At 71.5% G+C, this 20,264-nt stretch carries 20 protein-coding genes; 5 read left to right on the forward strand and 15 right to left on the reverse strand.

Annotated elements, in window-relative coordinates; genetic code table 11:
* Positions 1 to 5: 5 nt before the first annotated feature.
* From mmuM to egtA, 6 genes are read right to left on the reverse strand one after another with little or no spacing between them, the layout of a single operon-like run.
* The gene (gene mmuM / locus P3G67_RS12460) at positions 6 to 908 is read right to left on the reverse strand and encodes a homocysteine S-methyltransferase (RefSeq protein ID WP_276093511.1); all 903 of its coding nucleotides are present in this window, start codon (positions 906 to 908) and stop codon (positions 6 to 8) included.
* Between the two features lie 42 nt (positions 909 to 950).
* A complete protein-coding gene (locus P3G67_RS12465) occupies positions 951 to 1,874 on the reverse strand; it encodes an LLM class F420-dependent oxidoreductase (RefSeq protein WP_276093512.1) in 924 nt (307 codons plus the stop codon).
* A 40-nt stretch (positions 1,875 to 1,914) separates the two neighbouring features.
* Positions 1,915 to 2,889 carry an L-histidine N(alpha)-methyltransferase gene (gene egtD / locus P3G67_RS12470; RefSeq protein ID WP_276093513.1) on the reverse strand — a complete coding sequence of 325 codons (975 nt, stop codon included), beginning with the start codon at positions 2,887 to 2,889 and terminating at the stop codon, positions 1,915 to 1,917.
* A complete protein-coding gene (gene egtC / locus P3G67_RS12475) occupies positions 2,886 to 3,638 on the reverse strand; it encodes an ergothioneine biosynthesis protein EgtC (RefSeq protein ID WP_276093514.1) in 753 nt (250 codons plus the stop codon). The genes egtD and egtC overlap by 4 nt, the downstream gene beginning before the upstream one ends.
* Positions 3,638 to 4,942, reverse strand: a complete 1,305-nt coding sequence (egtB, locus tag P3G67_RS12480; protein WP_276093632.1) for an ergothioneine biosynthesis protein EgtB — start codon at positions 4,940 to 4,942, stop codon at positions 3,638 to 3,640. The genes egtC and egtB overlap by 1 nt, the downstream gene beginning before the upstream one ends.
* Positions 4,943 to 4,986: 44 nt before the next feature.
* Entirely contained in the window at positions 4,987 to 6,291 is a 1,305-nt protein-coding gene (gene egtA / locus P3G67_RS12485; RefSeq protein ID WP_276093515.1) for an ergothioneine biosynthesis glutamate--cysteine ligase EgtA, read from the reverse strand.
* 353 nt (positions 6,292 to 6,644) lie between these two features.
* On the opposite strand from egtA, the gene P3G67_RS12490 reads away from it, so the two are divergent.
* Entirely contained in the window at positions 6,645 to 6,842 is a 198-nt protein-coding gene (locus tag P3G67_RS12490) for a hypothetical protein (RefSeq protein WP_269856546.1), read from the forward strand.
* Positions 6,843 to 6,954: 112 nt separating this feature from the next.
* Here the strand turns inward: P3G67_RS12490 and P3G67_RS12495 are convergent, their stop codons facing one another.
* The 3 genes from P3G67_RS12495 to P3G67_RS12505 form a co-directional block, all read right to left on the reverse strand.
* Positions 6,955 to 7,434: a DUF6099 family protein gene (locus tag P3G67_RS12495; protein ID WP_276093516.1), complete on the reverse strand. Its 480-nt coding sequence runs from the start codon at positions 7,432 to 7,434 to the stop codon at positions 6,955 to 6,957.
* A 140-nt stretch (positions 7,435 to 7,574) separates the two neighbouring features.
* A complete protein-coding gene (locus P3G67_RS12500; protein ID WP_391858247.1) occupies positions 7,575 to 7,946 on the reverse strand; it encodes a nucleotide pyrophosphohydrolase in 372 nt (123 codons plus the stop codon).
* 9 nt (positions 7,947 to 7,955) lie between these two features.
* Positions 7,956 to 9,179 (reverse strand): ATP-binding protein, encoded by a 1,224-nt coding sequence (locus tag P3G67_RS12505; RefSeq protein ID WP_276093517.1) that lies wholly within the window; start codon positions 9,177 to 9,179, stop codon positions 7,956 to 7,958.
* 93 nt (positions 9,180 to 9,272) lie between these two features.
* Here P3G67_RS12505 and P3G67_RS12510 point away from each other — a divergent pair, with 93 nt between their 5' ends.
* The gene (locus P3G67_RS12510; RefSeq protein WP_276093518.1) at positions 9,273 to 9,824 is read left to right on the forward strand and encodes a DUF1697 domain-containing protein; all 552 of its coding nucleotides are present in this window, start codon (positions 9,273 to 9,275) and stop codon (positions 9,822 to 9,824) included.
* A gap of 208 nt (positions 9,825 to 10,032) precedes the next feature.
* Positions 10,033 to 10,650: a glycoside hydrolase family 25 protein gene (locus P3G67_RS12515; protein ID WP_276093519.1), complete on the forward strand. Its 618-nt coding sequence runs from the start codon at positions 10,033 to 10,035 to the stop codon at positions 10,648 to 10,650.
* Here P3G67_RS12515 and P3G67_RS12520 read toward each other — a convergent pair.
* On the reverse strand, positions 10,642 to 12,003 hold the full coding sequence (locus tag P3G67_RS12520) for a class I SAM-dependent RNA methyltransferase (protein WP_276093520.1): 1,362 nt from the start codon (positions 12,001 to 12,003) through the stop codon (positions 10,642 to 10,644). The genes P3G67_RS12515 and P3G67_RS12520 overlap by 9 nt on opposite strands.
* 57 nt (positions 12,004 to 12,060) lie before the next feature.
* Complete coding sequence (locus P3G67_RS12525; RefSeq protein ID WP_276093521.1) at positions 12,061 to 14,136, reverse strand: APC family permease; 2,076 nt, start codon at positions 14,134 to 14,136, stop codon at positions 12,061 to 12,063.
* A 177-nt stretch (positions 14,137 to 14,313) separates the two neighbouring features.
* Between P3G67_RS12525 and P3G67_RS12530 the strand changes: the two genes are divergently transcribed.
* Both P3G67_RS12530 and P3G67_RS12535 read left to right on the forward strand, forming a co-directional pair.
* Complete coding sequence (locus P3G67_RS12530; protein WP_269856554.1) at positions 14,314 to 14,982, forward strand: potassium channel family protein; 669 nt, start codon at positions 14,314 to 14,316, stop codon at positions 14,980 to 14,982.
* Entirely contained in the window at positions 14,979 to 15,656 is a 678-nt protein-coding gene (locus P3G67_RS12535; protein WP_269856555.1) for a potassium channel family protein, read from the forward strand. The genes P3G67_RS12530 and P3G67_RS12535 overlap by 4 nt, the downstream gene beginning before the upstream one ends.
* Before the next feature lie 61 nt (positions 15,657 to 15,717).
* Here the strand turns inward: P3G67_RS12535 and P3G67_RS12540 are convergent, their stop codons facing one another.
* The 4 genes from P3G67_RS12540 to P3G67_RS12555 form a co-directional block, all read right to left on the reverse strand.
* The gene (locus tag P3G67_RS12540; RefSeq protein WP_269856556.1) at positions 15,718 to 16,461 is read right to left on the reverse strand and encodes a DUF3159 domain-containing protein; all 744 of its coding nucleotides are present in this window, start codon (positions 16,459 to 16,461) and stop codon (positions 15,718 to 15,720) included.
* A gap of 3 nt (positions 16,462 to 16,464) precedes the next feature.
* Positions 16,465 to 16,863 carry an OB-fold nucleic acid binding domain-containing protein gene (locus tag P3G67_RS12545; RefSeq protein WP_269856557.1) on the reverse strand — a complete coding sequence of 133 codons (399 nt, stop codon included), beginning with the start codon at positions 16,861 to 16,863 and terminating at the stop codon, positions 16,465 to 16,467.
* A 98-nt stretch (positions 16,864 to 16,961) separates the two neighbouring features.
* A complete protein-coding gene (locus P3G67_RS12550) occupies positions 16,962 to 17,678 on the reverse strand; it encodes a response regulator (protein WP_269856558.1) in 717 nt (238 codons plus the stop codon).
* Positions 17,679 to 17,710: 32 nt separating this feature from the next.
* Positions 17,711 to 20,254, reverse strand: a complete 2,544-nt coding sequence (locus tag P3G67_RS12555; protein ID WP_276093522.1) for a sensor histidine kinase — start codon at positions 20,252 to 20,254, stop codon at positions 17,711 to 17,713.
* Positions 20,255 to 20,264: the final 10 nt, after the last annotated feature.

Below are 20,264 nucleotides of genomic sequence, written 5' to 3' on the forward strand. Positions count from 1 at the left end.
GGGCGTTACGGGTGGGCGAGCGCGGCGGCGACACGGGCGATGTCCCGTGGCCCGACCCGGCAGCAGCCGCCGATCAGCCGGGCGCCGTCCGACCGCCAGCCGCGCACCAGGGCCGCCACGTCGAGGGGCGTGTCGCGCCAGGTGCGAGCCACCGCGTCCCACTCACCGCCGTTGGGGTAGGCCACCACCGGCTTGCCGGTGACGGCGTGCGCGACGGCCACCGCCGGGCCGATGTCCTGGGCGGCGGAGCAGTTGACGCCGACCGCGATCACCTCGGGCACGGTCGCGGCCAGTGCGAACGCCTCCGCCAGCGGCTGCCCGGCGCGGGTGCGTCCGCCGCTGATGGTGTACGACAGCCAGACCGGCAGCCCGACGCCGTCGACCGCCCTGAGCAGCGCCTCCGCCTCGTCGGTGTCCGGGACGGTCTCCAGGGCCAGCACATCGGGACCGGCCGCGGCCAGCGCGTCTATCCGGGGCCGGTGGAAGCGCTCCAACTCCCCTACCGAAAGACCGTACCGGCCCCGGTACTCGCTGCCGTCGGCGAGCATCGCGCCGTACGGGCCGACGGAGGCGGCCACCCACACCTCGGGCAGCCCGCGCGCCGCCCGCCGGGCGAGTTCCACGCTGCGCCGCAGCAGCTGAGAGGTCTCCCGCTCGGACCGTCCCCGCTGGGCGAAGCCCTGGTAGGTGGCCTGGTAGCTGGCGGTGGTGAGCACCCGCGCGCCCGCCCGCAGATACGCCGCGTGCGCCGCCTCGATCTGTCCGGGGGCGTCGGCGAGCAGTCGGGCGGTCCACAACTCGTCGGACAGGTCGCAGCCCTGGTCCTGGAGTTGGTTGGACAGACCGCCGTCGAGCACCACCGGTCCCTCGGCGAGGACGGCGGCCAGCGGGGTGGTCGGGGCGGCCAACGCGGATGCTCCTTGGGGGTGTTGGGGGCGAGCGCCGTCCGGTCAGCCGAGTTGCGACTGTACGCGGGAGGCGATCAGCTCCAGGTGGTCCAGGTCGTTCAGGTCGAGGATCTGGAGGTAGATCCGGGACGAGCCGACCTCGCGGTAGCGGCCGATCTTGTCGACCACCTCGTCCGGCGAGCCCGCGAGGCCGTTGGCCTTCAGCTCCTCCACCTCCCGGCCGATGACCGCGGCGCGGCGGGCCACCTCGGCGTCGTCCTTGCCGACGCAGGCGACCAGCGCGTTGGAGTACACGATCTCGTCCGGCTTGCGGCCGTGCGCCACGGCGGCCTCGCGGACCCGGCCGAACTGCCGCTCGGTGTCCTCGACCGAGGCGAACGGGATGTTGAACTCATCGGCGAACCGGGCCGCGAGCCGCGGGGTGCGGTTGGCGCCGTGTCCGCCGATGATCACCGGGATCTTGCGCTGCGCGGGCTTGGGCAGCGCGGGCGAGTCCTTGAGCTGGTAGTAGGTGCCGTCGAAGTCGAAGGTCCGGCCCACCGGGGTGGACCACAGACCGGTGATGACGGCCAGCTGCTCCTCAAGGCGACCGAACTTCTCCTTGGGGAACGGGATGCCGTACGCGGTGTGCTCCTCCTCGTACCAGCCCGCGCCGAGGCCGAGTTCCACCCGGCCTCCGGACATCTGGTCGACCTGCGCCACCTGGATGGCCAGCACGCCGGGCAGCCGGAAGGTGCCCGCGGTCATCAGCGTGCCGAGCCGGACGCGCTTGGTCTCCCGGGCGAGTCCGGCGAGGGTGATCCAGGCGTCGGTCGGGCCAGGCAGCCCGTCGACCGCCCCCATCCGCAGATAGTGGTCCGAGCGGAAGAAGGCGTCGTACCCCAGCTCCTCGGTGGCCTTGGCCACCGAGAGCAGGGTGTCGTAGGAGGCGCCCTGTTGAGGTTCGGTGAAAATGCGTAGATCCATAACCTCCATCCTGCACCGGGTACGGCCGCGATGCCGCGCTCTACCGGGCGGGGCGTGCCAGGGAGAGTGCGAACCGGCCTTCCGGATCGGTCCACCAGTGCGCCAACTCCATTCCGGCTGCGGCCAGTTCGCGGCGCACCCCGGCCTCGCGGAACTTCGCCGACACCTCGGTGCGTATTTCCTCACCGCGCGCGAAGTCGACCTTGAGGTCCAGTGCCGGGACCTTGACGGTGAGCGGGCGCCGGGCGCGCAGCCGCATCTCCATCCACTCCTGTTCGCGGTCCCACAGCGCCACATGGTCGAAGTCGTCCAGGGCGAAGTCGGCTTCGAGTTCCCGGTTCAGCACGCTCAGCACGTTCTTGTTGAACTCGGCGGTGACTCCGGCTGCGTCGTCGTAGGCGGCGACCAGCACCCGTTCGTCCTTCACCAGGTCGGTGCCGAGCAGCAGCGCGTCGTCCGGGCCGAGCGCGGTGCGCACCGCGTTGAGGAACGCGGCGCGCTCGGCGGGCCGCAGATTGCCGATGGTGCCGCCGAGGAACGCCAGCAGCCGCGGGGCCTCGCTGTCCGGGAGGCTGAGCCCGGCCTGGAAGTCGGCCACCAGGCCGTGCACGTTCAGCCCCGGGTAGTCGACAAGCAGCGCCCGGCCCGCCTGTTCCAGGGCGGACTCGCTGACGTCGATGGGCAGATACGTGGCCAGCGTGCCGTACTCGCGCAGCGCGTCGATCAGCAGCCGGGTCTTCTCCGAGGATCCGGAGCCGAGTTCGACCAGCGTCCTGGCGCCAGTGGCGGCGGCGATGTCGGGGGCGACACGGTCGAGGATGGCCCGCTCGGCGCGGGTCGGGTAGTACTCGGGGAGCCGGGTGATCTCCTCGAACAGTTCGCTGCCGCGGGCGTCGTAGAACCACTTCGGCGGCAGCCACTTGGGGTTGGCGGTCAGTCCCACCGCGGCGTCGGCGCGCAGCGCCGCGGTGGTGGCGTCCAGCGGAAGCTGCCTGGTCAGGGTGAAGGCGCTCATACGGTCGGCTCCTTGAGGGGGGTCGTCTCGATCCCGTCCCGGGTGGCGAGCAGCAGGGTGCGGTCGGGGACCTCGGTCCAGCCGGGTTCGTCGTCGTACGGTTCGGAGGCGACGGTGACGCCGTGGCCGGGTTCCAGCCGGTGCCACAGGGAGTCGCCCCAGGCGGTGGCGGCTATGCAGCTGCCGTCGGTGAGCAGCAGGTTCAACCGGGCCTCCGTGCGGGCGGCGACATCGGTGACCGTCTCCGCCAGGGCGTCGCCGAGCGCGTAGCCCGACCGCAGCCGGTGCAGCACCAGCGCCCACAGCAGCGCCGAGTCGCAGCGCGCCTCGATGTCGAGCAGTTCCTCGGCGGGCAGTTCCTCGGCCAGTTCGGCGACGGAGCGCGGCCAGCCGGGCACGGCGCCGTTGTGGCTGAACAGCCAATCCCCCGCGCCGTAGGGGGCGGTGGCGGACTCGTCGGGCGTCGAACCGTCAGTGGTGTCCCGTACGGCGGCCAGCAGCGCGCCGGTACGCACCACCCGGGCCAGGTCGGCGAACGACGGGTCGGCCCAGATCGGCCGGGCCTGCCGGTAGCGGGCCGGCACCGGATCGTCGGGCGCGTACCAGCCGACGCCGAAGCCGTCCGCGTTGACGGTGCCGTTGCGCTGGCGGCGCGGTGCCCAGGACTGCCGGTACAGCGAGTGCGGCGGCTCGACGAGGATCCGGCGCAGCGGGACGTCGGGGCCGAGGTAGGCGAGGTGGCGGCACATCAGAGCACCTCGGCGGGGTCGGCGTCGCGGGCGGTGCGGAACCCGGCGAAGATCTGCCGCCGGACGGGGTAGTCCCAGTTGCGGAAGGTGCCGCGGCAGGCGACCGGATCCACGGCGAAGGACCCACCGCGCAGCACCTTGTACTCCGGCCCGAAGAAGACCTCCGAGTACTCCCGGTACGGGAAGGCGCGGAACCCCGGGTACGGCACGAAGTCGCTGGCGGTCCACTCCCACACGTCGCCGACCAACTGCCTTATGCCGTACGGCGAGGCGCCCTCGGGATAGCTGCCCGCGGGGGCGGGCCGCAGATGGCGCTGGCCGAGGTTGGCGTGCGCCGGGGTGGGATCGGCGTCCCCCCATGGGTAGCGGCGGGAGCGGTCGGTGGCCGGGTCGTGGCGGGCTGCCTTCTCCCACTCGGCCTCGGTGGGCAGTCGGCGGCCCGCCCAGCGGGCGTAGGCGTCCGCCTCGTACCAGCTCACGTGCACCACCGGCTCGTCGGCACGCACCGGCTCGACCGCGCCGAAGCAGCGGCGCAGCCACTGGCCGCCCTCATGGGTCCAGAACAGCGGTGCGGACAGGACGTGTTCGCGCACCATGGCCCAGCCCTTCGGCTGCCACCAGCGTGACTCGCGGTAGCCGCCGTCCTCGATGAAGCGCGCATAGTCGCCGCAGGTGACCGGGGTGGTGTCCAGGAAGAACGGCGCGACGTCCACCCGGTGCGCGGACCGCTCGTTGTCCAGCGCCCAGGGCTCGGTGTCGGTGCCCATGGTGAACGGGCCGCCGGGGACCAGGACTTCGGCCGGTAGCCGTAGCGCGTCGGCGGGGGCCGGGCCGGGTGGTGGCGCGGTGAGCGCGGCGTGCCCCTGGCGCAGCTGGTGTGTGATCAGCATGGTCTCGTCGTGCTGCTGCTCATGCTGGGCGATCATGCCGAACGCGAAGCCCGCCGTGAGCAGTTCGGTACCGTGCAGCGCCGTGGCGTCCAGCAGGTCGAAGACCCGTCCGCGCACCTCGGCGGCGTATCCGCGGGCCTCGGCGGGCGACAGCAGCGGCAGGCTCGGACGGGCGGCCCGGGGGTGCTCGAAGGCGTCGTAGATCGGGTCGATCTCCGGGCGCATCGCGTCACGCCCGCCGACGGCCCGCAGCAGCCACAGCTCCTCCTGGTTGGCGATGTGCGCGAGGTCCCACACCAGCGGAGACATCAGCGGAGAGTGCTGGGTGATCAGATCCTGGTCGTCGACGCAGGTGGTGAGGGTGCTGGTGCGGGTGCGCGCGGTGTCCAGTACCCGCGCGACCCGCTCCTTCAGGAGTACCGGGTCGGCGCTCTCGGCGGTTTCGGAGTGCTGGGCCGTCACGGTCGGCCGTCCTTTCCGATCAGCGAGGCGGTGCGGGCGGTCGCCCGCTGCCCCTGTGTCACTTGGTCGAGCAGGTCGTCGGCGGGACATCGGCCCCGTGCGACATAGCGCTCGGTGAAGGCGTCCACAGCGGTACGGATCGCCATCGAGGCCCCCAGCCTTGGCAGCGCGTCGCGGGCCGCGGCGAAGCACCCCTCGGCGGCGCGGCGCAGCGCCGGGTCGGTCAGCCCGTGCCGGGCGGCTCGTCGCCACAGCGGGTTGCCGGGCGCGCGGTCGTACGGGCGCAGGTCCAGCGTGCCCACCGCACGGTGCGCCGCCACCGCCGCCACCGGGTCGTCCAGCAGCGCGGCGGTGACCGCCAGCGGGACGATCCAGCCGTCGTCGCCCGGCTGCGCGTCGATCATGCGCAGTTCCAGATGGCCGTGCGGGCGCACCGGCGGGAAGAGGGTGGTCAGGTGGTAGGCGAGGTCGTCGTCGGTGGGCGCACGCGGCGATCTGTCGCGGCCGCCGTCGCGTATCCAGTCGCGGAAGGACAGCTTCTCGGGGACCGCCCATGCTTCGCCGTCCTGCCGTATGCACAGCACGGGGGCGTCCAGTGCGTATCCGGCCCAGGCGTCGCGGGGGTCGGCGGCCTCCGGCGGGGCCATGGTGCGGGGCGGGTCGAGTGCCGCCCACACCGCCTGCCTGGTACATCGGATCCCGGTGGGCTGACCGAGGCTGAACGGCGAGTTGGCGAACGACGCGACCAGCACCGGCCCGATCAGATGGGCCAGCCGCCAGCGGGCCGCGTAGCCGTCCGCGCCCCGCCCCTCGGTTCCGGCGTCCAGACAGACCTGGACGGAGGCGGTGCCGCACATCATGGCGCGGCCGACCGGGCCGCTCCGGTCGAAGTACTCCTCCATGGCGGTGTAGCGCGGTAGTCGCAGCAGCCGACGGGGTCTTCGCCAGGGCTCGTGCCCGTATCCGACGAGGCGCAGCCGGTGGCCGTGCAGCGCTTCCCGTACCGCCGCCAGGTCATTCGCCATCGAGGTCACGCACTCGGTGATCGAGTCCGCGGGCGGCGAGCTGAGTTCGAGTTGGCCACCCGGTTCCTGGGTGAGCGTGGAGCGCAGCGGGAGTCGTCTCAGGTCGGCCAGTGCGGCGCTGTAGCGTGCCCGGCCGACGGTGCGCAAGGGGTCGAGGTCATCGTGGACCAACCATTCCAGTTCGACACCCGTGCGCCTGGGCGGGCCGTTCTTGAAGCAGATGCCGTGTGCTCGGGCCTCTGCTTCGGTCTCGCTGATCGGACGGTCACTCGTCATCGCGGGGACCCCTTGTCGACGGTCGCTGTCTGACAACCACTCCACTGCATCACGTTCACGTGCAAACCGCATGTGCTTTGCGAACATGTGTTCACACGCCGACCACTCCTTTCGCCTGTTTGCCCACCGGGGGGCCGGTCAATCCCCTGTCTCGAACATCGGCTTCCGGCTGCCACCGGAGGGTGAACATCTTCAACTCGCCGCCAGCCGCGCCCCGTTGGCAGTGACCACCGGCATTCGTGATCGTTTGGTCGGGCGGAGCCCGGGCGCCGGGCCCGCGCGAGTCCGGCGCCCGCCACGATCGGTTACATCGCCCGCCCGCTTGGGGAGGGCCAGGGCCCAAGGAGGCCACGTTGTCCCAGGAGACCGCCCCCGACCAGGGCCTCTCGGACGCAGGGAGCACGGGCGCGGCACCGCCCAAGGGGCTGCTGCAGCAGATGGAGGAACTACTTGCCGCCGTGACGGCGGATCTCGCGGGGCTCGACGCGGACCTACGCTCGTCCGACCGCGCCCCCGCCCCGTCGGCGGACGCCGACGGCCCTGCCGCCTGACGCACCGCCCGCCGGGCCGGCGGGCTGCGGTGGGTCCGGCACCTGTGGACCTGGCCGGTCGTGGTGGCTCGCCGAACCCGCCGCAGGCAGAGTGCTCCCCCGGGCACGCCCCTCATGGCGGCGCCGGTGGCGGCTCCTCCGGGGGCTCGGGGCGGCGCGCCCCGTACTGGCGCAGTAGCGCGCGCACGCGGTCCTTCGTCTCGTCCGTCGCGTCCAGCGCGTCAATGCACTGCCAGTAGACCCGCTCGTCCTCCGTCGTGCAGGCGAGCGTGGCCACGGCTGCGCCCGTCTCCGCCAGGAGGGCCAGCAGACGCCGCAGGACGGCCGCAGGATCCCGTACCCCGGTCAGCCGCGCCGCGCGTATCACGGGCGAGCGGGCGCCCTGGGACTGTGCCGTGTCCCGGGCCCGGCCGCCCGCAAGGCACAGCGCGCGGGCCGCGTCCCGTAACGCGGGGTCACCGCGCGCCGCGAGACAGGCGCCGACGGCCTGGGCCAGCGCCTGTGCCTGCCAGACCTCGGCGATCACCGCCGCCACGTCCGTGGCCTGCGCGAGTGCCTGTCGGTTCGCCACGATGAGTCGTGTAGCGTCCATCGCCCTGTCCCCCTTCACGATCCGGTTCGTTGACCGGCTGACACCCAGCGTGACGGCTGGCGATCAACCCGGAAAGAAGGGCGGTGAATTCGGTGGACAACCAATCCGATGTGGATAACTCACTCACCCGCACGAGTGAGTTACGGCTTGGGGAAACGTTCCTCGTTACGGTCGATCTTCGCCGACAACGCCGCCAGCGGATCGATTCCCAATGACTCGCAGAACTGCAGCAGATAGGCCAGCACGTCGGCGACCTCGTCCTCGACCCGGTGCGCGGTGTCCGGTTCGGCCATCACCCGCGCCGATTCCTCCGGCGTCAGCCACTGGAAGATCTCCAGCAGCTCCGCCGCCTCCACGCTCAGCGCCGCCGCGAGGTTCTTGGGCGTGTGGTAGGGCTCCCAGCGGCGCGCCGCCGCGAACTCGACCAACCTGCGCCGCAGTCCATGCAGTTCTTCACTCACCCCGCCAGGTCTACCGCATGAGCGCCGCGCACCCTGCGCCCGGCCCCGCATCGCACGGCGCTACTCCCGATCACGGCGCGTCGTCACGGCGGACGCGCCCCGCTCCGCCTCCCCGCGCTGCTGCGGCACCCGCGCCCCGCCCTCGTCAGCAGACCGCAACCGGATCACCGACACCGACTCCGCGTCCTCGAACGGTTCAGCGTCGTACACCGTCCCCAGGAGCCGCACATGCCCCCGGCGGGCGGCGCGGGCCGCCAGGGCGAGGAGTTCGGCGGTCTGGCGGCGGTCCAAACCGCTGTCCAGACCGTCCGCCAGCACCGTCATGGCACGCAACGCGGGCGGCACCTCGGCGCTTTGGTCCATCTCCAGCACGCCTGGCCCGGTGAGCAGCACCAACGCCATTGCCAGGAAGCGCAGTTCGCTGTCTCCCAGCCGGTCCAGCGGAGTCGCGCCCAGCGGTCCGCGGTCCACGGCGGCCAGCACGCTGTCGCGTCCCTCTGGATGAGCCACCAGGCCGTCCACCGGTCCGGCGCAGGCCACCCGGGCGGCGCCGACCAGGGCGGCGTGCCGGGTACGGCACTCGTCCTGGGTGCGGTACAGCACGGCGGACAGGTTGTCGCACCCACCGCGCAGCAGCCCGTCGCCGAGCCGGGCGGGCTCGCGCATCCGCCATGGCTGCGGATCGACGGGGAAGACCGCGCGCAGCGCGATGACCACCTGCTCCGCGGCGGCCAGCACCAGCCTCTGCCCGTCCGTCGTACCCGCCACACGCAGCGGCAGCAGGGCCGTGGCCAGCCGGTCGGCGGGCAGCGGCGCGCGGGTGACCCGGGTCAGGCCCGCGGTGTGCCAGGCAGCCTGGACGGCGTGCCGGGCCGGATCCCTCAGCGCCGTGGCCAGCAGGATCCGTCCCCCGCCCGTCAGTCGCTCGCCTACGACGCGGAGCTCCGGCTCGGTCTGCACCGCCACGTCGAGCCGTACCGTCCCCGCCGGGCCCTCCACCGTGCAGCCGATGCGGAAGCCGCGTCGTCGGGTGTCCGGTCGGGGGCCGCGCGGCGCGCAGGCGGGCGCGCCGCCGCGTACCACCCCGTCGAAGGCGCCGCCCAGTTCATCACCGCCGGCCAGCCGGGCCAGCACCGCCAGCGCCTCCAGCACGCTGGACTTGCCGCTGCCGCCGCCTCCGGCGATCAGCGTGAGCGGACCGAGCGCGAAGCGCGCACCACGGTGTGCCTTGAAGGCGGCCAGCCGCAGTTCGGTGATCGTGGGGCGGGTGTTGCTGGGATTCATGATCGGGAACGTAGGACATTCCCCCGCGCGCCGAACCGTTCCGCCCGGGGTGCAGTCCTCCGAACGGGCTACCGTGACGTCGTGACGAGATATGTGGCCCTGCTGCGCGGCATCAACCTCGGTTCGCGCAACCGGCTGCCGATGGGCACCCTGCGCGAACTGATCGGCGCCATGGGCGGGGAGAACGTCAAAACGCTGCTGCAGAGCGGCAACGCGGTTTTCGACCACGCCGAGGCGGATCCGGCGCTGCTCGCCGAGGAGTTGGAATCACGCATCGCCGCGGAGAGCGCACTGACGGTGCCGTGCACGATCCGCACCGGCGCGGATATCCAGCGGGTCGTCGAGCGCAATCCGTTCGCGCGGGAGCTGGCGGGCGAGGTCACCGGGGTACGCATCGACCCGGCCAGGCTTGTGGTGACATTTCTTTCCGGCCCGATCGACGCGTCAAGGCTCCCCGAACTGGATCCGGAACGGTACGCTCCGGACCAATTCCGGCAAGGGGAGCGTGAGTTGTACGTGCATTGCCCGAACGGCATCAGTGGCAGCCGTCTCGTCCGCGATCTCGCGACGGCCCGCCTCGGCGTGACCGGCACCTCCCGCAATTGGCACACGGTCACCAAAATCGCGGCGCTGACCAGCGGTTAGGTGCGCGCCAACTGCCACTGCCGGAAAACCGAGTTCGGCGATTTGGCCTCGCGCCGGTGACGGAGCACATCCTCGCCGCACGATTTCAAGATCCCCGTGTCACCCGGGTGCGACATCCGTGTCACACACGGGTACAACATTGCGTGTGGGGCGCCACGTCCCACCCGTTCCGTCCTCTTCCCCCCACCCTTGAGGAGGCGCCCCCACCATGTTGCAGGGCATCGACGTCAGTTCCTACCAACCCAGCGATTACTCCACCACCGGGCTTTCCTTCGTCTTCATCAAGATCACCGAAGGCCTCGGTTACGTCAATCCGAAGTGGGTCGCCCAACGCACCACCGCGCGCCACGCCGGGCTGGTCACCGGCTTCTACCACTACCCCCACATCGCCAACTCCCCGACGGCGGAGGCCGATCACTTCCTCGCCCAGATCAACCTGGTGGCGGGCGACATCGTGTGCCTCGACTGGGAATGGTATGGGCAAAACGTTTCGGACCAGCAGGCACGCGCATACAAGGACGCCTGGGTGGCACACGTCCGCGCCAGGGCGAAGGGCCATCGCGTGGTCGTCTACTGCAGCCGGACCGACTGGCTGACCGTGGACACCGATTCCAACTGCGGCGACGGCCTGTGGATCGCCGACTACACCAACGCCGGGCACCCGCGGGTCAAGCACCACTGGACCTTCCACCAGTACACCAGCACCCCGCTGGACAAGGACGTCGCCAACTTCCCCAGCATCGCCGCACTGCGTTCCTGGGCGGGGGCACCGCACCGTCTGACCACCGAGGCCGAGGCCCCGGCCTCCGAGACCTCGTCAGGCTGAGCCCTCGCGCACCGGCTCCAAAATCGCCACGCACTCCACGTGATGGGTCATCGGGAACAGGTCGAACGCCCTCAGTGACACCGGGTGGTAGCCCTCCGCGGCGAAGTAGGACAGGTCGCGGGCGAGGGCGGCGGGGTCGCAGGCCACGTAGGCGATGCGGCGGGGGGTCAGGGAGGCGAGGTGGCGGACGGTGGGCTTGCCCGCGCCGGCTCGGGGCGGGTCGAGGACGACGAGGTCGGCCTCGGTGATGCCGGTGCGCGGCAGGACGTGCTCGACCTTGCCGAGTTCGATCCGCACCCGGTCCAGGTCGGCGAGGTTGTGCCGGGCATCCTCCACCGCGCGCTTGTCGGACTCGACGGCGAGCACCGCGCCGCGGTCGCCGAGCCGCTCGCGCAGCGCGCCCGCGAACAGGCCGACGCCGCAGTACAGATCGAGTGCGGTCTCCCCCTTGCGCGGCTTCAGCCCGTCCAGCACCGCGCCGACCAGGATGTCCGCGGCCTGCGGGTGTACCTGCCAGAAGCCGCCGGAGCCGACCCGCCAGGTGCGGTCGATCGCCCGCTCGCGGACGAAGCCGCGGCCGTGCACCCGGTGCACGCCGCCCTGCTCGTCCACCCGCAGCACGGAGACCGGACGGTCGAGTTCCACGATGGGCAGCCGACCGCCGGGGGCCGGGGTGACGATGACCTGGCGGTCCGAGGAACCGGTCGCGGCGATGGCCTCGACAGCGGCGACCCCGGTCCAGTCACGGGACTCGACGCCGAGTTCACTGACGCCCGGGGCGGCGATCAGGCAGTGGTCGATCGGCTCGACCTCGTGCGAGCGGTGCCGACGCAGACCGGCCCGGCCCTCGGCGTCCACCGCGTACTGCACCCGGGTGCGCCACGCCGGGACCTGGCCCTTGGCCACCTTGTCACCGGGGGCGGGCTCGACGGTGCCGTCCCAGCCCGCCTCCTCGGGGGTGAGCCCCGCGAGCCGGGCGAGCTGCTCGGTGACGACGGCGACCTTCAGCCGACGCTGCGCGCCGGGCGCCACGTGCTGCCAGTCGCAGCCGCCGCAGCGGCCGGGCCCGGAGAACGGACAGGGCGCCGCCACCCGGTCGTCGGAGGCGTGCAGCACCTCGACGGCGTCGGCCCGTAGGAACCGGGAGTCCTCGCCGCCCTCGGTGACCTGGGCGATCACCCGCTCGCCGGGCAGCGCGTGCCGTACGAACAGCACCCGGCCCTCATGGCGGGCGATGCAGTGGCCGCCGTGCGCGACCGGGCCGACCTCGACCTCGTACCGCTCGCCCACCAGCGAGCCGCCGCCCGCGGTGTCCTGGTCCTTCGTACGGTTCGCACGGGTGCGGTTCTTCACGGTGCGGGGGCTCCTGAGCACGATCCAGTGCCTCCGTTGAGGCAACAGCCCCTCAGTCTACGTCCCGCTCCGCTCGCCACCGACCGGCCGCTCCGCCTCGCCGGACCGCCGGGGCGCGGAGACCTGGCCGCGGCGCACCGAACCGGGGGCGCTCCAGTCGCGCCGCCCACGGGAACGGTTCTTCGCCCGGACGCTGGAGTCGAGCTGCCACGGTACGGAGGTGACCATCACGCCCGGGGTGAACAGCAGCCGCCCCTTGAGCCGCAGCGCGCTCTGGTTGTGCAGCAGGTGCTCGTACCAGCGGCCGACGACGTACTCGGGGATGTAGACGCTGACCACCTCGCACGGGCTGTGGCGCCGTACGTCGCGCACATACTCCACGATCGGCCGGGTTATCTCGCGGTACGGCGAGTCGAGCACCCTCAGCGGTACGTCGAGGTCGCGGCGCTCCCACTCCCGCTGGAGCAGTTCGGTCTCGGCGGGGTCGACGTTGATGCTGAGCGCTTCGAGGGTGTCGGAGCGGAACAGCTTCGCGTACGACAGGGCGCGCAGCGTCGGCTTGTGCAGCTTGGAGACGAGGACGATGGAGTGCACCCGGGACGGCGCCGCCGTCTGGTCGTCCGGGTCCTCGGCCACCGACAGCTCCTCGCTCACGCTGTCGTAGTGCCGTCGGATGCCGGTCATCAGCAGGTAGAACACGGCCATGCCGACCACCGCGACCCAGGCGCCGTGGGTGAACTTGGTGAGCAGCACGATGACCAGGACCAGGGCGGTCAGGAAGGCGCCGAAGGTGTTGATCGCCCGGGAGCGGATCATCCGGCGGCGCTCGGCCGGGTCGGTCTCGGTGGCCAGATGCCGGTTCCAGTGCCGGACCATGCCGGTCTGGCTGAGGGTGAACGAGACGAAGACGCCGACGATGTACAGCTGGAGCAGCCTGGTGGAGTCGGCACCGTACAGGTACACCAGCAGCCCGGCGAACAGGGCCAGGGCCACGATGCCGTTGCTGAACGCCAGCCGGTCGCCGCGGGTGTGCAGCTGGCGCGGCAGGTAGCGGTCCTGGGCGAGGATCGAGCCGAGCACCGGGAAGCCGTTGTACGCGGTGTTGGCGGCGAGGAACAGTACCAGCGCGGTGACCGCGGACAGGAAGACGAACGGGATCGAGCCGTCGCCGAACACGGCCGCGGCGACCTGGGTGATCACGGGGTTCTGGACGAAGCCCGGGCCCACCGGGTGCCCGTCGCGCAGCAGGTCGGTGGCCGGGTACTCGGCCATCCGCACACGGGTGGTCAGCGCCAGCGTGATGATGCCGACGAACATGACCACCGCCAGACCGCCCATCAGCGCCAGCGTGGTCGCGGCGTTCCTGCTCTTGGGCTTGCGGAAGGCGGGTACACCGTTGCTGATCGCCTCGACGCCGGTGAGCGCGGCGCAGCCGGAGGAGAAGGCGCGCAGCAGCAGGAAGACCATGGCGAACCCGGCGATGCCCTGGGTCTCGGCGTGGATGGTGAGGTCGGCGGTGGGCGCCCTCATGTGCGCGTCGAGGACGAGGGCCCGCACCGCACCCCAGATGATCATGAGGCAGACGCCGCCGACGAACGCGTAGGTCGGGATGGCGAAGATGGTGCCGGACTCGCGGACCCCGCGCAGGTTCATCAGGGTCAGCACAGCGATCACCGCGAGCGCGCAGAGCACCTTGTGTTCTATGACGAACGGCACCGCGGAGCCCAGGTTCTCGATACCCGAGGAGATCGAGACGGCGACCGTCATCACGTAGTCGACGAGCAGCGCGCTGGCGACGGTGAGCCCGGCGCGCGGACCCAGGTTGGTGGTGGCCACCTCGTAGTCGCCGCCGCCACTGGGGTACGCGTGCACGTTCTGCCGGTAGGAGGCGACCACCGTGAACATCAGCACCACGATGGCGACCGTGATCCACGGGCTGAGGTGGTACGCCGAGACGCCCGCCATGGACAGGACGATCAGCACCTCACCGGGCGCGTAGGCCACGGAGGAGAGCGGGTCGGAGGCGAAGACCGGGAGGGCGATGCGCTTGGGGAGCAGTGTTTCGCCCAGTCGGTCGCTGCGCAGCGCCCGGCCGATCAGGATCCGTTTCGGCAGGTCGGTCAGATTGGACACCAGAGGATGTTAAGGGTTCGTCAAGATTGCTCGACAGTCGCCACCCCCGTGTGCCCGCGCGGAACGCTTGCGAGCCGTGCGTGGACTCCCCGCGACGACCGCGCGTGTGTAGCTTTGGCCCCGGTCTGAGACGCTGGGATGGTCTCCGACGAGATGAACACAGCCGGAAGGACAGGCGTGCACGTCGTAATCATGGGCTGCGGACGAGTGGGGTCCACACTCGCCCAGACCCTCGAACAGCAGGGTCATACGGTCGCCGTGGTCGACCAGGACCCGACGGCGTTCCGCCGTCTCGGGTCCGGTTTCGCCGGGCGCCGGGTGACCGGGGTCGGCTTCGACCAGGACACCCTGCGCGAGGCCGGGATCGAGGAGGCCGGGGCGTTCGCGGCGGTCAGCAGCGGCGACAACTCCAACATCATCGCCGCCCGGGTGGCGCGTGAGATGTTCGGCGTGGAGAACGTCGCGGCCCGCATCTACGACCCCCGCCGGGCCGAGGTCTACCAGCGGCTGGGCATTCCCACGGTGGCCACGGTGCGGTGGACCGCGGACCAGATGCTGCGCCGACTGCTGCCGTCGGGTGCGGAGCCGCTGTGGCGTGACCCCAGTGGCACGGTGCAGTTGGCGGAGGTGCCCACCTCCACCAAGTGGGTGGGGCAGCGCATCCGCAAGCTCCAGGAGGACACCGGGGTGCGGGTGGCGTTCCTCACCCGGCTGGGCGAGGCGGTGCTGCCGACAGCGTCCACGGTGTTGCAGGAAGGCGACCTGGTGCACGTGATGATGCGCACCGACGAGGTCGAGAAGGTCGAGGCGGCGTTCGCCGACGGGCCCGAGGAGAGTCGTTCATGAGGGTCGCGATCGCCGGAGCCGGTGCGGTGGGGCGTTCCATCGCCGGGGAGCTCCTGGAGAACGGGCACGAGGTGCTGCTCGTGGACAAGAACCCGTCGTCCATCTCGGTGGAGCGGGTGCCGCAGGCCGAGTGGCTGCTGGCCGACGCCTGCGAGATCACCTCGCTGGACGAGGCCGCGCTGCAGCGCTGCAACGTGGTCATCGCGGCGACCGGTGACGACAAGGTCAACCTGGTCGTCTCACTGCTGGCCAAGACCGAGTACGGGGTGCCGCGGGTGGTGGCCCGGGTCAACAACCCCAAGAACGAGTGGCTGTTCAACGAGGCGTGGGGCGTGGACGTCGCCGTCTCCACACCGCGGCTGATGTCCGCGCTGGTGGAGGAGGCGGTCAGCGTCGGCGACCTGGTACGGCTGCTGCGCTTCAGCCAGGGCGACGCCAACCTGGTGGAGCTGACGCTTCCGCCGGACGCGGCGCTGGTCGGCACCCGGGTCGGCGACGTGGCCTGGCCCACCGACACCTCGCTGGTGACGATCATCCGCGGCCACCGGGTACTCACGCCCGCCAAGGACGACGCGCTGGAGGCCGGTGACGAGCTGCTGTTCGTGGCCGCGCAGGACCGCGAGGAGCAGCTGGAGCAGTTGCTGTCGGTCTCCCGCACGGACACCGCGGGCTGATCCCCGACACTGCGACGGGGTCCGGAACCGACTCGGTTCCGGACCCCGTCGCGTTCGCGGGTCAGGCGGCGCTGCTCTCCCGCTTGGCGCGTTCGGCGGCCTCCTCGGCCTCCAGTTCGGCGATCACGTCGATCGGCGGCGGCGCCTTGGCCAGGAAGATCCAGGTCAGGTAGACCGCGAGCAGGAACGGTGGGATGCCGAGGGCGACCTTGACCCAGCCGAGCTGGGTGGCGTTGCCCCACCAGTACAGCGGGAAGAGGATCGCCGACTTGGCCAGCAGGATGAGGCCCCACGCCCAGGTGGCCTTGGTGTACGCCCGGAAGCGGCCTGGGTTGCGGGTCCGCCAGGACAGGTTCTCCCGCAGGATCGGGCCGAGCAGCACCCCGATCAGCGGGAAGCGGACCAGCGCCGAGACCACGTACGCCACCGCCAGGCCCAGCGTGTAGAGCATGCCCGGCAGGTAGAAGTTCTTGGCGTCGCCGGAGAGCATCGCGAAGAACGCGCCGAAGGCGACCCCGAACACCCCGCTCAGCGCGTGCTTGAGGGTCTGCTTGCGGACCAGCCGGGCGATGGCCAGCAGCAGGGTCAGCCCGAGCGCCGCCACAGCCGAGGCGGTGATGTCGTGCCGGATGGTGAAGACCGCCACGAAGACCAGGCCGGGGACGGTGGTGTCCACCATGCCCCAAACGCCGCCGAACGCCTCAAGCAGCGCGGCGTCGGCCGCCGCCTTGGACGCGGCGGCCTCGTCCGGCGAACGCCGGTCCTGGTCTGCCTGCTGGTCGGTCCGCTTGTTGGTGAACGCCACCGGCTACTCCTGTCCGACGGGACGCAGCTCGTACTTGGGGTTGAACAACACCAGCCGACCGCGGTTCTGGGCGATCCGGCCGGAGGCGATGATCCTGCGTCCCGGTTCTATCCCGGCGATGCTGCGGCGGCCCAGCCACACCACGTCGAGCGGGGCGGTGCCGTCGAACAGCTCCGCCTCCAGGGCGGGCACACCGGCCCGCGGCCGCAGCGTGACCGTGCGCAGCGTACCGGTCACGGTCACGATCTGGCGGTCCTGACAGTCCCTTATCCGGGTGCAGTCGGCCGTCGGTGTGTCCTTGCGCAGGTCCTCGGCGTGCTCGTCCTCCTGGGAGGCGGCGAGTCGACCGAAGATCCGGCGCAGGCGTCCGGTCGGCCGGTCCGGACGAGTGGCTCCACTCATACAGGAAGGGTACCGGTCGCCCCCTGGATACCGGCCACGGCTCGAAGCGGCGGCCCGGTCCGTCCGGGGGACGGCCCGCACCCCCGTACGCCGGCGGCTCAGGGCTCGAAGCGGTAGCCCATGCCCGGCTCGGTGATGAAGTGCTTGGGGTGTGCCGGGTCGGCCTCCAGCTTGCGGCGCAGCTGCGCCATGTAGACCCGCAGGTAGTTGGTCTCGGTCCCGTACGCCGGTCCCCACACCTCCTGGAGCAGCTGCTTCTGGCTGACCAGCCGCCCGGTGCTGCGCACCAGGACCTCCAGCAGGTGCCACTCGGTCGGGGTGAGGCGTACGTCGACGCCGTCCCGGTTCACCTTCTTGGCGGCCAGGTCGACGGTGAACGAGTCGGTCTCGACCAGCACCGCCTCGTCCCCGTCGCCGGTGGGCTGGGAGCGGCGGACCGCGGCGCGCAGCCGGGCCAGCAGCTCGTCCATGCCGAACGGCTTGGTGACGTAGTCGTCGGCCCCGGCGTCCAGCGCCTCGACCTTCTCGTCGGAGGCCTGCCGTGCGGACAGGACGATGATCGGCACCCGGGTCCAGCCGCGCAGACCCTTGATGACCTCGGCGCCGTCCATGTCGGGCAGGCCGAGGTCGAGCACGATCACGTCGGGATGGCGGGCTGCCGCGAGTTGGAGCGCGGTAGCGCCGTCGGGTGCGGCGTCCACTTCGTACTTGCGGGCCCGCAGGTTGATCACGAGTGCGCGGACGATCTGCGGCTCGTCGTCAACCACGAGCACCCTGACGGGGGGCCGGGTCGCCCCGCCGGAGGGCTGCGGCATGGAACCTGCCTTTCGGGTCATGAGGTGGCCAGTCACGGGGTGGCCTGCGCCGGAAGCTTGGAGGCGGTCGGCAGCGCGGTGGCCGCCGCCTGGAGGGTGAGGACCATGGTCAGGCCGCCACCCGGAGTGTCGTCGGCGACGAGCGTGCCGCCCATCGCCTCGGCGAAACCGCGGGCCACCGCGAGGCCGAGGCCCACTCCGGCGCCGCGCGGAGCGTCACCGTACCGCTGGAAGGGTTCGAATATCCGGTCCTTGGCGTGTTCCGGAACGCCGGGGCCCCGGTCCGCGACACGCAGTTCGACCCGGCCGCCGAGGGCGCTGGCGGCGACCAGGACGCGCTCGTCGGGCGGGCTGTACTTGACCGCGTTCTCCACCACGTTGGCGACCACCCGCTCCAGCAGGCCGGGGTCGGCGAAGATCATCGGAAGCGTTTCGGGGATGTCCAGGGTGACCGAGTCCGGCGGTACGCCGCCGAGCGCCATCGGGACGACCTCGTCGAGGTCGACCTCCTGCATCAGCGGGGTGACGGTGCCGGTCTGCAGCCGGGACATGTCCAGCAGGTTGCCGACCAGGTGGTCGAGCTTGTCCGCGCCTTCCTCGATGCCTTCGAGCAGTTCAGCCTCGTCCTCCGGCGACCATGCCACGTCGTCGGAGCGCAGTGAGGAGACGGCGGCCTTGATGGCGGCCAGCGGGGTGCGCAGGTCGTGTGAGACGGCGGCGAGCAGCGCGGTCCTTATCCGGTTGCCCTCGGCGAGTTCCCTGGCCTGCTCGGCCTCGCCCAGCAGTCGCTGGCGGTCCAGGATGCCCGCGGCCTGCGCGGCGAACGCGGAGAGCAGCCGGCGGTCCTCGGCGGGCAGCACGCGCCCGCTGAGCGCCAGCGACATGTGGTCGCCGACCGGCACCTCCACGTCGGCGTCGTCGGGCCGGACGCACGGGGACGGGCCGACGCTGCCCGCGCAGGTCCACGGGCCGTAGTCGTCGGCCCGCTCCAGCAGCGCGACCGACTCCATCGCGAAGGTCTCCCTGACCCGGTCCAGCAGCGCGTCCAGCGAGCTCTCGCCGCGCAGCACGCTGCCCGCGAGCAGCGAGAGTATCTCCGCCTCCGCGCGCAGCCGGGCCGCCTGGTGGGTGCGGCGGGCCGCCAGGTCGACCACCGAGGCGACCGATATCGCCACCGCGACGAAGACCACTTCGGCGACGATGTTGTGCGGATCGTTGATCGTCAGGGTGTGGACCGGAGGCGTGAAGAAGTAGTTCAGCAGCAGGGATCCGGCCGCCGCCGAGGCCAGTGCCGGGAGCATGCCGCCGATCAGCGCCGCCGCCACGGTCAGCGACAGGTACAGCAGCATGTCGTTGGCGAGCCCGAGCCCGGGGTTGAACTGGTCGAGCAGCACCGTCAGCAGTACCGCGCCGCCGCAGCCGACCAGCCAGCCCAGCGCCTTGCGGCCGTTGCCCAGCCGGGCGCCACGCGCCATCGGCAGGCCGCGGCCCTTGGCGGCCTCCTCGTGGGTGACGATGTGCACGTCGAGGTCGGGGCCGGACTCACGGGCCACGGTGGCGCCGACGCCGGGCCCGAAGATGTACTGCCAGGCCTTTCGGCGGCTGGAGCCGAGCACGATCTGGGTGGCGTTGACGCCCCGGGCGAAGTCGAGCAGCGCGGTGGGGATGTCATCGCCCACCACATGGTGAAACGATCCGCCGAGATCTTCCACGAGGGTGCGCTGTACCGCCAGCTCCTTGGGTGAGCCGGAGGCCAGGCCGTCGCTACGGGCGACGTAGACGGCCAATATCTCGCTGCCGGAGCCCTTGGCGGCCATCCGGACGGCCCGGCGTATGAGGGTGCGCCCCTCGGGGCCGCCGGTCAGGCCGACGACGATGCGCTCACGGGCCTGCCAGGTGCTGGAGATGCGGTGCTCGGCGCGGTACTGCTGGAGGTACTCGTCCACCCGGTCGGCGACCCACAGCAGCGCCAGTTCGCGCAGCGCGGTGAGGTTGCCGGGCCGGAAGTAGTTCGACAGGGCGGCGTCGACCTTGTCCGGCTTGTAGATGTTGCCGTGCGCCATGCGGCGGCGCAGCGCCTGTGGCGACATGTCGACCAACTCGATCTGGTCGGCCCTGCGCACCACCTCGTCGGGCAGGGTCTCCTGCTGGCGCACCCCGGTGATGGACTCGACGACGTCGCCGAGTGATTCCAGGTGCTGGATGTTGACGCTGGAGACGACATCGATGCCCGCCTCCAGCAACTCCTCGATGTCCTGCCATCGCTTGGCGTTGCGGCTGCCCGGGATGTTGGTGTGCGCCATCTCGTCGACGAGGGCGACCTTGGGGCGGCGGGCCAGCACCGCGTCCACGTCCATCTCGGTGAACATGGCGCCGCGGTACTCGATCTCACGGCGCGGGACCAGCTCAAGGCCGTGCAGCATGACCTCGGTACGCGGGCGGTTGTGGTGCTCCACGAAGCCGACCACGATGTCCGTGCCCCGCTCCAGGCGCCGGTGCGCCTCCGAGAGCATGGCGTAGGTCTTGCCCACGCCGGGGGCCGCCCCGAGGTAGATGCGCAGTTTGCCGCGTGCCATGGCTCCATCT

It is taken from the genome of Streptomyces silvisoli, from assembly GCF_029269905.1.
Taxonomy (GTDB): domain Bacteria; phylum Actinomycetota; class Actinomycetes; order Streptomycetales; family Streptomycetaceae; genus Streptantibioticus_A; species Streptantibioticus_A silvisoli_A.

Excerpts from the sequence above, each read along its gene's own strand:
- P3G67_RS12465 (WP_276093512.1), bottom strand. The coding sequence starts at position 1,874 with ATGGATCTACGCATTTTCACCGAACCTCAACAGGGCGCCTCCTACGAC.
- egtD (WP_276093513.1), bottom strand. The coding sequence starts at position 2,889 with ATGAGCGCCTTCACCCTGACCAGGCAGCTTCCGCTGGACGCCACCACC.
- egtC (WP_276093514.1), bottom strand. The coding sequence starts at position 3,638 with ATGTGCCGCCACCTCGCCTACCTCGGCCCCGACGTCCCGCTGCGCCGG.
- egtA (WP_276093515.1), bottom strand. The coding sequence starts at position 6,291 with ATGACGAGTGACCGTCCGATCAGCGAGACCGAAGCAGAGGCCCGAGCA.
- P3G67_RS12495 (WP_276093516.1), bottom strand. The coding sequence starts at position 7,434 with ATGGACGCTACACGACTCATCGTGGCGAACCGACAGGCACTCGCGCAG.
- P3G67_RS12500 (WP_391858247.1), bottom strand. The coding sequence starts at position 7,946 with ATGCGGGGCCGGGCGCAGGGTGCGCGGCGCTCATGCGGTAGACCTGGC.
- P3G67_RS12505 (WP_276093517.1), bottom strand. The coding sequence starts at position 9,179 with ATGAATCCCAGCAACACCCGCCCCACGATCACCGAACTGCGGCTGGCC.
- P3G67_RS12515 (WP_276093519.1), top strand. The coding sequence starts at position 10,033 with ATGTTGCAGGGCATCGACGTCAGTTCCTACCAACCCAGCGATTACTCC.
- P3G67_RS12535 (WP_269856555.1), top strand. The coding sequence starts at position 14,979 with ATGAGGGTCGCGATCGCCGGAGCCGGTGCGGTGGGGCGTTCCATCGCC.
- P3G67_RS12545 (WP_269856557.1), bottom strand. The coding sequence starts at position 16,863 with ATGAGTGGAGCCACTCGTCCGGACCGGCCGACCGGACGCCTGCGCCGG.
- P3G67_RS12550 (WP_269856558.1), bottom strand. The coding sequence starts at position 17,678 with ATGCCGCAGCCCTCCGGCGGGGCGACCCGGCCCCCCGTCAGGGTGCTC.
- P3G67_RS12555 (WP_276093522.1), bottom strand. The coding sequence starts at position 20,254 with ATGGCACGCGGCAAACTGCGCATCTACCTCGGGGCGGCCCCCGGCGTG.